This window comes from Amphritea sp. (assembly GCF_016744155.1).
Classification (GTDB): Bacteria; Pseudomonadota; Gammaproteobacteria; order Pseudomonadales; family Balneatricaceae; genus Amphritea.
In genome coordinates this window covers 496,067-510,610 of sequence record NZ_JADGEW010000001.1, presented here as the reverse complement: position 1 = coordinate 510,610, position 14,544 = coordinate 496,067, and the positions used below count along the sequence as shown (strand labels likewise).

Sequence of the window (14,544 nt, the reverse complement as noted above, 5' to 3'; positions counted from 1 at the left end):
ACGCTTTCGCGTTTATTTTAAATTCCATATGACACAAAAAAAGGAGCGCATGAGCGCTCCTTTTTATTAGCGGTAAGAAGTATTACTTCTTAGTTGCCATCTGTGCTTTGATCAGATCACCGATAGTAGTAGGACCAGCAGCCTCTACTGGCTTATCAGCAACAGCCTTGATAGCCGCTTTCTCATCTGCCTGGTCTTTAGCCTTGATAGACAGAGTGATTGAACGGTTACGACGATCAAGGTTAACGATCTTCGCTTCAACTTCTTCGCCTACAGTCAGGACAGTAGAAGCATCATCGATGCGATCGATGCTGATGTCAGACACTTTCAGGTAACCTTCAATGCCTTCAGCCAGTTCGATGTTCGCGCCTTTAGCGTCTACAGTCTTAACGATACCCTTAACGATGGTGTTTTTCTCGTTAGCGGCAGCGTACTCAGAGAACGGATCGCTTTCCAGCTGCTTGATACCCAGAGAGATACGCTCTTTCTCAGCATCGATAGACAAGATAACGGCTTCAACTTCTTCGCCCTTCTTGTACTCACGCAGAGCTGTTTCGTTATCAGCATCCCAAGAGATGTCAGACATGTGAACCAGACCATCCAGATCATTTTCCAGACCAACAAAGACACCGAAATCGGTAATAGTCTTGATAGTACCGGTAACTTTATCGCCCGCAGCAAACTGCTCAGCAAAAGTAGACCATGGGTTAGCGATGCACTGCTTCATGCCTAGAGAGATGCGACGACGCTTCTCATCAACATCAAGAACCATAACCTCAACTTCGTCGTTCACTTGAACAACTTTAGATGGGTGGATGTTCTTATTAGTCCAAGACATTTCAGACACGTGGATCAGACCTTCAACGCCGTCTTCGATAGACGCGAAGCAACCGTAGTCAGTCAGGTTGGTAACACGAGCAGGAACCTTAGTTCCAGCTGGGAAACGAGCCAGAATAGAAGACCAAGGATCTTCATTCAGCTGCTTCAGACCCAGAGACAAACGGTTAGTCTCTTTATCAAACTTGATAATCTGAACAGTGATTTCATCACCTGGAGTCAGCATATCGCTTGGGTGTGAAATACGCTTCCACGCCATGTCAGTGATGTGCAGCAGGCCGTCAACGCCACCCAGATCTACGAATGCACCGTAGTTGGTCAGGTTCTTAACGTAACCCTTAACTTGCTGACCTTCTTCCAGAGTAGCAAGCAGCTCATCACGTTGAGCGCTGTTAGCTTCCTGAAGTACTGCGCGACGAGAAACAACGATGTTGTCACGCTTTTGGTCCAACTTAATCAGTTTGAATTCCAGCTCTTGACCCATAAGGTGGTCAACGTTTTTAACTGGACGAACATCTACCAAAGAACCAGGAAGGAAACCATTAATCTTGTTAACAGTAACGGTGAAACCACCTTTTACGCTGCCGCTGATAAAACCTTTAACAGTTTCTTCAGCTTCGAAGGCAGTTTCCAGAACACCCCAAGACTCAGCGCGCTTAGCTTTCTCACGGGACAGACGTGTCTCACCGGAGCCATCTTCAACGCTTTCCAGAGTTACCTTAACCATGTCACCCACTTGAACTTCAAGCTCTTGGGCATCATTCAGGAACTGGCTACGATCAATAACAGCCTCAGATTTCAGGCCAGCATTCACGGTAACCCAGTCGCTATCGATTTCGATAACTTCACCCATTACTACAGTGCCTGGCACCATATCAACGAGTTTAAGGGATTCTTCAAATAAGTCAGCAAAGCTTTCGGTCATGCTTTTTCCTATTCTGAAAACACTTTCGAACAGTGCTCACAGAGTCTATTACCTATATTGTCAGATCATACAGGGCAGTTTTAATATTCTGATTGGTCGCAAAATCCTGACTAAAAAACGACCACACAGAAGAGAGTTAGGGGCAGTATTTTACAGATAACTGCGCCCAGAAGAAAGCAAATAGAGGAATCAATTTATAATATTTAAGTAAAACCGACGACCAACATCTCTAACCAACAACACCACTGCGCTTTGAAATGACATAAAAAAAGGGCTTTCGCCCCTTTTTTTATGTGTCTTCCGGCTCAGGAGCCAAGGAAGATTTACCAATAACATCCAGCGAATCCACACGCTGATAACCCCGTGGCAGCTTATTCCCCCGACGACCACGCTCTCCCCGATAATGCTCAAGATCAGAAGGCTTCATCTTCAAATGCTGACGACCGGAATTAACCAACAGAGTGTCATCTGGAGCCAAAGTGACTATTGCGACCAGCAACTCCTCTCTGGCAGCGGCTTTTGCGGAAGGAATATTGATAATTTTATTACCTTTACCCCGACCGAGCTCTGGCAGATCTTTTACCGGGAATACCAACATCCGACCTTCGTTAGTGACGGCCACCAGCAGATCACTCTCTTTACGCTTAAGCGCCATCGGCGCCATACCTTTAGACCCTTTAGGCAGCGTCAGAGTAGCTTTACCGGTACGGGTTTTACTGGTCATATCAGCAATTTTTGTAACAAAACCATAACCTGCATCAGACACCAGCAGTACAGCGTCATCATCTTTGCCGGCAATAGCGCCATCGATAGTCGCGCCCTTTGGCAAGGTCAGCTTCCCCGTTATGGGCTCTCCCTGTCCTCGCGCCGACGGAAGAGTGTGCGCTTCGAGTGAATAGGCCCTGCCGGTACTATCCATCAAAATAACAGGCTGATTCATCCGCCCTGGACAAGCCAGCTTGAAACCATCGCCTGATTTATAGCTCAGACCTTCAGGATCAATATCATGGCCTTTAGCAGAACGAATCCATCCCTGCTTAGAGATGACAGCCGTAATCGGATCGGCTGTTAGCAGCGACTTCTCATCCAGCGCTTTCGCCTCTTCACGTGCCACTATCGGAGAACGACGGTCGTCACCGTACTCTTTCGCGTCGGCTTTCAGCTCATCCCGGATCAGTTTACGCATCAGCTTTTCAGAACCCAGGATCTCTTCCAGATACTTACGCTCTTCAATAAGCTCATCCATCTCACCACGGATCTTGATCTCTTCCAGCTTGGCCAGCTGTCTGAGACGTATTTCAAGAATCGCCTCAGCCTGTATTTCAGAGATCCCGAAACGCTCGATCATCACCAGCTTCGGCTTCTCCTCGGTGCGGATGATTTCAATCACTTCATCAATATGCAGATAAGCAACCATCAAACCTTCAAGAATATGCAGTCGCGCCAATACCTTATCCAGGCGGTACTGTAAGCGGCGACGCACGGTTTCGGTACGGTACAGCAGCCACTCCGTGAGAATCTGCTTAAGATTTTTCACCTGCGGCCGGCCATCGATACCGATCATATTCATATTGACCCGGTAAGTACGCTCCAGATCAGTACTGGCGAACAAGTGCGCCATTAGCTGCTCAACATCAATGCGGTTAGAACGGGGAACGATCACCAGCCGGGTAGGATTTTCATGGTTTGATTCATCGCGAAGGTCAGACACCATCGGCAGCTTCTTCTGCTGCATCTGATGGGCGATCTGCTCCAGAATCTTAGCCCCTGACACCTGATACGGCAGCGCGGTGATAACAATATCACCCTGCTCTTTACTGTACACCGCCCGCATTCTCAGACTGCCTTTGCCAGTCTCGTACATTTTACGCAGTTCATGACGCGGCGTTATCAGCTCCGCTTCCGTAGGCATATCTGGCCCCGGTATGATCTCGCACAGATCCTCAAGACTAGTGCTCGGCTTGGACAGCAGTTGAATACAGGCCTGTGTCACTTCACGCAGATTATGGGGCGGAATATCAGTCGCCATACCTACGGCAATACCGGTAGTACCATTGAGCAAAATATTCGGCAGACGCGCCGGCAGCGTCATCGGTTCCTGTAAAGTACCATCAAAGTTAGCACCCCATTCAACGGTACCCTGTGCCACCTCTTTAAGCAGCACTTCGGCATACTTCGCCAGCTTCGACTCGGTATAACGCATCGCGGCAAAAGATTTCGGGTCATCGGGAGAACCCCAGTTACCCTGACCATCCACCAGTGGATAGCGGTAGGAGAATGGCTGCGCCATCAACACCATTGCTTCGTAGCATGCACTGTCACCGTGGGGGTGGAACTTACCCAGCACGTCGCCTACGGTACGGGCCGATTTCTTATATTTCGCCGTGGATTTCAACCCCAGCTCCGACATCGCATACACAATGCGTCGCTGTACCGGCTTCAAACCGTCACCGATATTCGGCAGGGCCCGATCCAGAATCACGTACATGGAGTAATCCAGGTACGCCTTCTCGGTATAGTCTTTCATTGACAGGCGTTCTACGCCTTCGTCGATATGTACTGTTCCGCTCATTTCTTATCCCAGGAGCTGTTCAAACTCATATTCTGTAATATCGCGCGCATCTGCTAACCGATACTGACTTATATTTCCGCCAGGTTACCTTTACTTTCCAACCATTCTTTCCGGTCAGGAGAGCGTTTCTTAGCCAGCAACATATCCATCATCTCATTGGTATCATCACCCGCTTCGATGGTCAGCTGCACTAACCGGCGAGTATCTCGAGACATAGTAGTCTCACGCAACTGAAGTGGGTTCATCTCACCCAGCCCCTTAAATCGCTGCACACCAACCTTGGCATTTTTGCGTTCTGATTTTATCCGCTCGACGATGCTGTTTTTCTCATCATCATCGAGGGCATAGAAAACATCTTTTGCAACATCGATCCGATACAGCGGAGGCATCGCCACGTAGATATGCCCTGCGGTGACCAACGGCCTGAAATGACGCACAAACAGAGCGCAGAGCAGCGTTGCGATATGCAGACCGTCGGAGTCCGCATCGGCAAGGATGCAGACTTTACCGTAACGCAGACCATCGAAATTATCCGACCCTGGCTCGACCCCCATTGCGATAGAGATATGATTAACCTCCTGGGATGCCAACACATCGTTATGGTCCACCTCCCAGGTATTAAGAATCTTACCCCGTAGCGGCATAACCGCTTGATATTCACGTTCCCGAGCCTGCTTTGCAGAACCTCCAGCAGAATCACCCTCCACCAGAAACAGCTCACCCTGCATGGCATCGTTTCCGGTACAGTCTGCAAGCTTACCCGGCAACGCCGGCCCTGAAGTCACCTTTTTCCGAATAACTTTCTTATTGGAGCGCAAGCGCCGCTGAGCATTACTGATCACCAGTTCTGCCAGCTTCTCGCCATCTTCAACATGACGATTGAGCCAAAGACTGAAAGCATCTTTTGCGGCGCCGGCGATAAAGCCCGCTATATGACGAGATGATAGTCGCTCTTTCGTCTGGCCTGAGAACTGAGGGTCCTGCATTTTGGCCGACAAGACATAACAGCAGCGTTCCCAGATATCTTCTGCGGAGATTTTTACCCCCCTGGGCAACAAATTACGGAATTCACAGAACTCTCGCATCGCTTCCAGCAAGCCAGTACGTAAACCGTTTACATGGGTTCCCCCCTGTAAGGTAGGAATCAGGTTAACGTAGCTTTCACAGGTCAACTCTCCCCCTTCCGGCAACCACTGCATCGCGGCATCCATTCCATCAATATCGCCCTGAAACGAAACAGTAAAGGGCGCTTCTGGCAGGGTGTCATAGACCTGAGTGGTCCCTTTCAGGTAGTCCACCAGACCATCTTCGTAGTACCACTCCTCTTTCTCTTTATTAACACCGGAGGCATCGGTAAAGGTAACTCGCAGACCCGAGCAAAGTACCGCTTTTGCCCGAAGCATATGCTTGAGTTTGGTAACGCTGTATTTCGGGGTATCAAAATATTTTGGATCGGCCAGGTAACGTACTTCAGTACCGGTATTACGCTGACCGCAGCTGTCGACAATCTCCAGTTCTGAAACTTTCTCACCGTCCGCATAGGTCATCCGGTAGACATTACCACCACGCCGGATAGTTACCTCAAGCAGCTTCGATAGTGCGTTAACCACCGACACACCTACCCCGTGTAGACCACCAGAGTAGTTATAGTTTTCATTGGAGAATTTTCCTCCGGCGTGCAACCGAGTCAGAATCAGCTCAACACCACTAACCCCTTCCTCTGGATGAATATCTACCGGCATCCCCCGACCGTTATCTTTTACACTGACGGCACCATCTTTATGCAGCACCACATCCAACTGTGAAGCATGGCCTGCCAGCGCTTCGTCAACGCTGTTATCGATGACTTCCTGAGCCAGGTGGTTTGGCCGGTCGGTCTCAGTATACATGCCGGGGCGACGGCGAACCGGGTCCAGTCCGCTCAGTACCTCAATTGCATCGGCGTTATAATTATTACTCATCGGATGTTTCAGTCCTTATCAGCCTGTGATGTCAGATCAGTGACATCAGGCAACTCTACCCGGCCATCGGCAAAAGCCAATATCGCCGGAATGACAGATTCAAATTTATCAAAACCGTGGGAACCACCCTGCTGAACCAGCATCGGCGAATCCCTGAATTTTTCGACACCCTCTCTGTAGTCCAGCGTCTCATCAGCGGTCTGGGTCAGCAGCAGATAGCGAGAGGCGTCCTTAAACTGAGTACAATTTACCGCCAGTAGCTGATCCAGATGCCCGGGGGTCAACTCATACTTCTCATCACTATAGTAATTACCCTGCTCACCGAGCATATTCTCCAGCAACTCATATGGCCGTACGGCCGGATTAATCAGCACCGTGCGCACAGCATATTGCTCAGTCAGCCAGGTACTATAATACCCACCCAGGGAACTCCCGATCAGGGTTATATTACGATCTTGATGAGTGTCTATCAGCTGTTCTAATAAAGCAATCGCCTGAGCCGGCCAATGGGGTAAACGCGGCACTAATACCTGATCAGCCCGACCATTCTCAGTCATCCAGTCGACAAAAAAACGGGCCTTATAGGAGTCCGGGGAACTATTAAAACCGTGAATATAGATAAACAGGGGCTGGGCCATTAATAACCTTTCTATCTGCTACTAGCTTTATCTGTATATATATACATGCTTTTTGTAAAGTACCGGAGAGCAGGATAGGTTGCAACCTCAACCAGCCACTCTTTTGACCGAGGTCGTTATCTGACCATCGCTAAAGAGCTTCAGAAGACGATAAGCCGGTGCTTGCAGAGCGGAGTGGTCTTCCAGCGCAAACTGACTGCACCCCACTTTAAACTGAACCGAAGTGGCTGGCGTCATCATCACCCGCACCCCGTTAATGTCACTATCCTTAGGCTGGTGAACATGACCATTGATCACCCCTCGGACATTTTCATGAGCGGCCAACAGCTGCCAAAACGCCTCCGCATTACCCAGCATAATCTGGTCCTGCCAGTCACTTTCAACCGGCACTGGATTATGATGCAAGACGATCAGACAAGACAGATCACTCAACGCCCGCAACTGCTGTTGGAGGAAGTCCAGCTCACTCTGAGCCAGACTACCGCCACCCTGGCCATCCGGTTCAGAAGTACTGTCCAGAAGAATTATCGCCCAATCATTTGCCTGAACGACACGCTGATTCAGACGACCTTCAGCCTGATCTCCAATCCGCTGCATCAGTTCAGCATCATCGTGGTTACCGGGTATCCAGAAACTGGGAATAGAGAGCTTTGAGATACGCTCACTCAGACGCTGATAGCCCCTTACCGCGCCGTGATGAACCAAGTCACCAGTCCAGAGAATCATATCGACAGTTTCAGATTGCTGTAACAGGTCACCGACAACTAAGTCCAGGTGCTGCTCAACATCCAACCCACGATACCCCTGTTGAGGATCATTCTGAAGATGGCAATCGGTAATCTGAGCAATAACCAGAGGATTCATGAATAACTAAAAGCAGGTTCTGTCGCCTGACCATGTGTCAGACAGTGACTGAGCCATTCGCCCAAATACTGGTTCAGCTGAGCTTTTTCATCTTTCTGATGCATCCGATCATTCGGGTAGCTATACACCCCCCTGAACTGACGCCGACTCTTCAGGCAGATCACCTCTGCGACCCGGGCATCATGATAGATCCGTACGACAAGACTTGGGGCTTCGAGCCAGCTGTGATCAAAACTCTGGGATACTAATACTGTAGTGGTATAAGTAAAACGTTCTTCAACCTGCAAGCGCACTGTGCTCTGCTGAGCATGCCAGTGCACCTCGAACTCGCGCTCATCGCACAGCTCAAGATCCGGCATCAGCCGCATCAAGCGCTGATAGTTGGCTTCACAATCAGCCATCTGCTTTACCAGGTCAGGGATATAACGTTTTTTCATATTTTCCAGACATTCAGCTCTTCATCATTCAGTCACGATTCATTGAAACAGCTTACTGAATACGAAACTTACAAACATCCCCAGCGTTGCAGGAGTTTTTGCTTATTCAATTGCAACCATTGTACCGCAATAATAGTCGCCGCATTATCGATAGTGGTATTTGCCACCATCTCACACACCTCAGCAAAGGGTAGCACATGCACCAGAATATCTTCGCCTTCATGGGCCAGCCCATGCACGCCACCCACGCTGTCACTATCAACCCTGGCACAGAGCAGCTCGATATATTCATCACTGCCGCCTGCACTGGGCAGATAGCGGGTTATCGGCACTATATCGTAGATATGGGCTCCCGCTTCTTCCACCGCCTCACGCAGAGCAACATCCTCAGGGGTTTCACCCTGCTCTACAATTCCCGCCACCAGCTCCAGCAACCAAGGGCCATTGGGCCTGTTTAACGCCCCTACCCGGAACTGCTCAATCAATACAATAGTATCTCTGACAGGATCAAACAGCAGTACACAGACCGCATCATCACGTTGAAACTGTTCGCGTACCACCTCGACTTCACCACCTTCAAACAGCGCATGCCGAATATTCAATCGACTGATTTTGAAGAAACCATCACAGAGCCTTTCCTGTTCAGTTATTTCCACATCAGCTGAGGTAAACCTGGGTTGCCAATTCGCCATAACAGAGTTCCAGATACACAGGGTGAATTAAAAAACAGAGAGCAAATATAACATGGCTGGTCAGCGCCTCTGAACAGGAGTTATAATTATGGGAGATATAGTTATTCCAAATAGAAATATAGGCTAGCCTTATGCCCGGATTAGTCGACTACCTACCCCTTACCCAGTGGATTAAACACTATCACCGGGATGATTTTGCCAGTGATCTGGTCGCAGGCATCGTTGTCGGCGTACTACTGATCCCTCAGGGAATGGCATATGCTTTTCTAGCAGGGCTCCCGCCTCAGTTTGGCTTATATGGCGCAATCATTCCTCTACTTATATACGCTCTGCTGGGCTCCAGCCGTAGCCTTGCTGTAGGCCCGGTCGCTATCACCTCATTAATGGTAGGCTCTACCATTGCAGATACCAGTGCCAGCGGTTTAGCTGATCCTGCCACCGTTGCTATTAACCTCTCCCTCCTGGTCGGCTTAATTTTGTTAATGCTCCGCTGCTTACAACTCGGCTCTATCGTCAACTTTATGAGCCATTCGGTGATCTCCGGCTTTACCAGTGCCGCCGCCCTGCTAATAGCCGTTAGCCAGATTCGTCACTTAACCGGCTTGGACATCCCGAATGGCGGCTTTATCACCGACTCCTTTGGCTATCTTCTCAGCAATCTGAATGAACTCAACAGCACGGCTCTAATGCTGGGAATACTCGGTCTGGTGACACTCTGGCTGGTAAAAGAAAAACTGATTGTTTTACTCAAAAATTCACAACTACCCGGCTGGCTGGTTCAACCTATATGCCGGGCTGGCCCCATGTTCGCGATGATCATCGGTATCACTACGGTTGCGTCGCTGGGACTAGATCAGAGCCAGCAGGTCGCTATCGTTGGCGTTATTCCAGAGGGACTGCCCTCGATAAGCGGCTTTCACATCGACCTTGCGCTCTGGCAAACATTAATAACTCCGGCGTTGCTAATCGCCCTGATTGGCTATCTCGAAAGCGTATCCGTTGGCACAACCCTCGCCAGTCGCAATAGAGAACGTATCGAGCCGAACAAGGAACTGGTCGCCCTGGGAGCTGCTAATCTAGGGGCCGCCTTTAGCGGCACTTACCCGGTAGCCGGCGGCTTTGGCCGATCAATGGTGAATCACGCGTCAGGCGCCCGAACCACTATTGCATCTGCCATTTCAGCGCTGATGGTCGCCCTCACAGTCAGTTTTTTCACCCCCCTATTCTTCTATCTGCCGAAGGCAATTCTAGGCGCTGTGATTATTATGGCCGTACTGCCACTGATCAATATCCGTGCATTTACTGACAGCTGGAAGTTCAACAAAGCCGATGCCTTAACACTATTAAGCACCTTTGTTTTCGTTCTGGCCCTGGGGGTAGAGTTAGGCATTCTCAGCGGCATCGCAATCTCTTTCCTGCTATTGCTATACCGCAGCAGCCAGCCCCATATAGCGGTCGTGGGACGTGTGGGTAACAGTCAGCACTTTCGCAACGTTGAACGCCACGAAGTCACGACGGACAAACATGTACTGGCTATCCGGGTGGACGAGAGCCTCTACTTTGCCAACACCCGCTTTGTTGAGGATTTTATTCGTGCCCAGTGCACCAGCCACCGAGAGGTCGCCCATGTCGTTTTGCTCTGTAATGCAGTGAATTTTATCGATGCCAGCGCCCTTGAAAGCCTGGAAAATCTGACAGCACAATTAGCCTCAGAAGGTATAACCCTGCACCTTGCAGAAGTTAAAGGCCCAGTCATGGACAAACTTAAAGGCACACACTTTCTGCAACAGCTAAGCCCGGGGCAGGTCTTCTTTACCGCTGATGATGCAATGTGTGCACTGGAAGAAAAGCGAGGAGTGATAATCGATTGAAGTGAGAAAATAGCTGTTCTGTTACACACAGTTTAATAAGCGATGTTTGCAGGCCCTGACAGCTTCTAACAATAGATGACAGCGAACAAAGCTTAACCCTGGAACGAGCGCAACATCTGAATCTCTTCCGCCCAGATCGTATCATCGATGGTTTCCAACACCATCGGTATCCCACGGAAGCGGTCATCGGACATAATGAAACGAAACACTTCTAAACCAATCTCACCCATGCCTAAGCTATGATGGCGATCTTTACGACTATCGAACGCCGCTTTTGAGTCGTTCAGGTGCATGCCCTTAAGATATTCAAATCCAACAATACGTTCAAAGTCGGTAAAGGTTTTCTCGCAATCATCCCGGTCACGCAGATCATAACCGGAAGCAAAGGTATGACAGGTATCCAGGCAAACGCCCACCCGACTCTTATCTTCAACCCGGTCAATAATATGCGCCAGATGCTCGAAACGGCATCCAAGATTACTACCCTGACCCGCCGTATTCTCGATGACCGCCGTCACACCAGAGGTTTGATCCAGGGCAATATTAATCGACTCAGCGATAGTATTGAGGCAGGTTTCCTCATCCACTTTACGCAGGTGGCTACCAGGATGAAAATTCAGATAACAGAGCCCCAGCTGCTCACAACGCTGCAGCTCGTCGATAAAGGCGGCACGGGACTTCTCTAAAGGTTCCGCCTCCGGATGCCCCAAATTAATCAGATAGCTATCGTGGGGCAGAATCTGTTCGGCCTTGAATCCCAGACGCTCACAACTGTCGCGAAATTTTTTGATATTGCCTGAGGTGAGGGGCTTAGCCTCCCAGCGGCGCTGGTTTTTGGTAAACAGCGCAAAGGCATTCGCCCCCAGCTTTGCCGCATTCAGCGGGGCGTTTTCAACCCCGCCGCTGGCACTAACGTGGGCGCCGACATAATAAAGTGGTAGACCACTCACAATTTGCAGGCACCGCCCAAACAATCATCAAAATCCATACTTTCTAATTCAGCACGCTCTGACTGAGCAGCTTTGATACGACCAAACATCTCAGCTTCAACGCTGCCATCTTCAGCTATACCGGCCTTTTCAAAAACCGCGACCAGTGTATTCAATTCATCCAGGGTAAAATCGTTCATCGTTCATCTCTCATGTTGCTTGCTGCCGAATCAGAGCGGCAGCAGGTGGTCTATCATCAGTTGCAGGCTACGCTGCCCGCGAAATTCGTTTACATCCAAACGGAATACCGCTCTGACCCGCTGAACTGAATCGTTCGGCCAGGTATCAGTATCGGCGTTAAAATGGATCGCATCAATCGCTACTCCACTATCTGGCTCCATCAGCACCAATTTCAAGTGCCGTTGGCCCACTATTCTCTGCTGTAGCAAAGAAAATTCACCATCAAATAGCGGTTCAGGGAATTGATGCCCCCAGGGCCCGGATTCTCGTAAGAGCTCGGCCATCTCCATATTCATTTCAGAACCACTCAATTGGCCGTCGGTAAGCACTGCATGCTGCAGCTGCTCAGCACTCAACTGACGTCGTACCGCCTCATCAAATGCCTGCTGAAACAGCCCCAGATTCTCGGCCGCGATAGTCATTCCAGCCGCCATCGCATGACCACCGAATTTTTTCAGGAGCTGTGGATGTTTCGCCGCCACGGCATCCAGTCCATCACGGATATGAAAACCACTGACCGAACGGGCTGAGCCTTTTAGCTCACCCTCATCACCCACGGCAAAAGCAACCACCGGACGGTTAACTTTCTCTTTGATCCGCGAGGCCAGAATACCGATCACACCCTGATGCCAGTCCGCATCATAGAGGCAGAGACCAAAGGGCAGCTCACCCTCGGCATCAAGTTGCAGCTCATCCAACAGCGCATTTGCCTGCTGCTGCATCTCCTGCTCGATACCCCGACGCTCCTGATTCAGAGTATCCAGCTGTACCGCTAACTGCCGAGCACGCTCTTCATCATTAGTTAGCAGGCATTCAATACCGATAGACATATCATCCAAACGTCCCGCCGCATTCAAACGCGGCGCTAACGCAAAACCAAGATCGGTTGCTGTCAGACGGCTTCGCTGTCGCCCACTAATATCTATCAGCGAGATAATACCCGGTCGCGCCTTACCCGAACGGATACGCTGCACCCCCTGATAAACCAAGGTGCGATTATTTTGCTCCAACGGCACAACATCAGCCACAGTGCCCAGCGCTACCAGATCAAGTAAGGACCCCAGATTTGGCTTGGCCAGCCCCCGGTTCTCGAACCAATTTTGCTGGTCTAAAGCTCTGCGAAGCGCCGTCATTACGTAGAAGATTACGCCAACGCCACAGGTGGATTTTTCACTAAAACTACAGCCAGGCTGATTGGGATTAACGATGGCACAGGCTTCTGGCAGCTTATCGCCGGGCAGGTGATGGTCGGTAACAACGACATCGATGCCAAGACTATTTGCCTGAGCAACACCATCGACACTGGAGATACCATTGTCCACGGTAATGATCAGATCAGGCTTCTGTTCTGCTGCAACCTTAACAATTTCAGGACTAAGCCCGTAGCCATATTCAAAACGGTTGGGCACCAGATAACTCACCCGGTTCGCGCCCATCATTCCCAGCCCCAGTATCCCAACGGCGGTACTGGTCGCGCCGTCACAATCGAAATCACCCACTATCAGGATATGCTGGTCTTGCTCCAGCGCAGTGATTAGCCGGCTAACCGCCGCATCCAGCCCCAGCATGTCCCGACCGGTTTGCAAGGTCTGCAGGCTTCTGCCCAGCTCTTCAGAATTATGTAACCCACGACTAGCGTAGATCCTGGCCAACAACGGATGTACCTGGTTGAAAACATTACTGTTTTTATCCACCTCACGGCGACGAATCAGTAGTTCACTCATTCAAACTGATCTCCAGAGTCTCTGACGGAAAAAGCTGATCGGTTTTATCGGTCAGAAAATACGCCCCCAGACCCACCCATTCGCGAACGCCGATTGAGAGTTCGTGTAGATTTTTCCCCAGGTCCGCCCGCACACTATTAAAGCCTGCCGGCATAGAATAGTAGTCAACCGGGTAAGGAATAACATTCCAGCCCTGTGCACGAAAAATACCCACAGATCTTGGCATATGGTAGGCCGATGTCACCAGCAACCATCCCCGGGAGTCATTAAACTCGATACCGGCGGGCAATACGCCCTGACTATAAATTGCGTTTTCAAAGGTATTCCGTGAATCCCGCTCAAATATAACCCGATGATCTAACTGCTGTCCCTGCAACCAGCTTTGCAGCACATCCGCCCCACGAAACTCTGGTTTACGAACCGAACCGGAGCCACCGGTCAAAATAATCGGGACATCGGCATAGCGTTGCATCAACGGCAAAATAGCCATATCCCGCTCCGCCGCCATATTAAACTGAGGCTGCTGCCAGATTGAGCTTAATTCCGCCTCTTCTGCGCCACCCAAAACAATCACACCCGCGATATTTTCTGGCAGCGTAACCGGCAAAGAGAAACGCTTTTCCAGGGGCTGTAACAACAAGTTACCTGCCGGATAGAATGTAATGAACAGTAAACAAAGTGCGATAGATGAAGAGAGCGTTTTCCAGCCTTTCAACAAAGCTAAAACCAATAATAAAATCAGCAAGTTACCCGGGTTAACAATCACCCAGAACAACTTCGACAGTATAAAAAACAGATCCATGCTTATTATCCCCCAATAAAAAGCCCGTTAGAATCAGAGACTCTAACGGGCT

General features: G+C 49.9%; 12 protein-coding genes. 1 reads left to right on the top strand and 11 read right to left on the bottom strand.

Annotated features, from left to right (window positions below; translation table 11 throughout):
- Nucleotides 1-82: 82 nt before the first annotated feature.
- The 7 genes from rpsA to QZZ54_RS02390 all read right to left on the bottom strand — a co-directional run bounded on the left by rpsA (nt 83) and on the right by QZZ54_RS02390 (nt 8,926).
- Nucleotides 83-1,762 carry a 30S ribosomal protein S1 gene (gene rpsA, locus QZZ54_RS02420; protein WP_290698041.1) on the bottom strand — a complete coding sequence of 560 codons (1,680 nt, stop codon included), beginning with the start codon at nt 1,760-1,762 and terminating at the stop codon, nt 83-85.
- A 289-nt stretch (nt 1,763-2,051) separates the two neighbouring features.
- Entirely contained in the window at nt 2,052-4,334 is a 2,283-nt protein-coding gene (parC, locus tag QZZ54_RS02415) for a DNA topoisomerase IV subunit A (RefSeq protein WP_290698039.1), read from the bottom strand.
- Nucleotides 4,335-4,402: 68 nt separating this feature from the next.
- Nucleotides 4,403-6,295, bottom strand: a complete 1,893-nt coding sequence (parE, locus tag QZZ54_RS02410; protein WP_290698037.1) for a DNA topoisomerase IV subunit B — start codon at nt 6,293-6,295, stop codon at nt 4,403-4,405.
- A gap of 8 nt (nt 6,296-6,303) precedes the next feature.
- Nucleotides 6,304-6,933, bottom strand: coding sequence for a YqiA/YcfP family alpha/beta fold hydrolase (locus tag QZZ54_RS02405; protein WP_290698035.1), 630 nt, complete (start codon nt 6,931-6,933; stop codon nt 6,304-6,306).
- An 87-nt stretch (nt 6,934-7,020) separates the two neighbouring features.
- Nucleotides 7,021-7,797 (bottom strand): phosphodiesterase, encoded by a 777-nt coding sequence (locus tag QZZ54_RS02400; RefSeq protein WP_290698033.1) that lies wholly within the window; start codon nt 7,795-7,797, stop codon nt 7,021-7,023.
- Nucleotides 7,794-8,234 (bottom strand): DUF1249 domain-containing protein, encoded by a 441-nt coding sequence (locus QZZ54_RS02395; RefSeq protein ID WP_290698030.1) that lies wholly within the window; start codon nt 8,232-8,234, stop codon nt 7,794-7,796. Before QZZ54_RS02395 ends, QZZ54_RS02400 begins: the two co-directional genes overlap by 4 nt.
- A gap of 68 nt (nt 8,235-8,302) precedes the next feature.
- Entirely contained in the window at nt 8,303-8,926 is a 624-nt protein-coding gene (locus tag QZZ54_RS02390; protein ID WP_290698028.1) for an NUDIX domain-containing protein, read from the bottom strand.
- A gap of 131 nt (nt 8,927-9,057) precedes the next feature.
- Here QZZ54_RS02390 and sulP point away from each other — a divergent pair, with 131 nt between their 5' ends.
- Nucleotides 9,058-10,797 (top strand): SulP family inorganic anion transporter, encoded by a 1,740-nt coding sequence (sulP, locus tag QZZ54_RS02385; RefSeq protein WP_290698026.1) that lies wholly within the window; start codon nt 9,058-9,060, stop codon nt 10,795-10,797.
- Nucleotides 10,798-10,889: 92 nt separating this feature from the next.
- On the opposite strand, the gene nfo is transcribed toward sulP, so the two are convergent.
- Genes nfo through QZZ54_RS02365 form a run of 4 tightly spaced genes read right to left on the bottom strand, consistent with a single transcriptional unit; the run spans nt 10,890 to nt 14,492 of the window.
- Complete coding sequence (nfo, locus tag QZZ54_RS02380) at nt 10,890-11,747, bottom strand: deoxyribonuclease IV (RefSeq protein WP_290698024.1); 858 nt, start codon at nt 11,745-11,747, stop codon at nt 10,890-10,892.
- Entirely contained in the window at nt 11,744-11,926 is a 183-nt protein-coding gene (locus QZZ54_RS02375) for a hypothetical protein (RefSeq protein WP_290698022.1), read from the bottom strand. The genes nfo and QZZ54_RS02375 overlap by 4 nt, the downstream gene beginning before the upstream one ends.
- Before the next feature lie 30 nt (nt 11,927-11,956).
- A complete protein-coding gene (gene recJ, locus QZZ54_RS02370) occupies nt 11,957-13,690 on the bottom strand; it encodes a single-stranded-DNA-specific exonuclease RecJ (RefSeq protein WP_290698019.1) in 1,734 nt (577 codons plus the stop codon).
- Nucleotides 13,683-14,492, bottom strand: coding sequence for a YdcF family protein (locus QZZ54_RS02365; protein WP_290698017.1), 810 nt, complete (start codon nt 14,490-14,492; stop codon nt 13,683-13,685). Before QZZ54_RS02365 ends, recJ begins: the two co-directional genes overlap by 8 nt.
- Between the last annotated feature and the right edge of the window lie 52 nt (nt 14,493-14,544).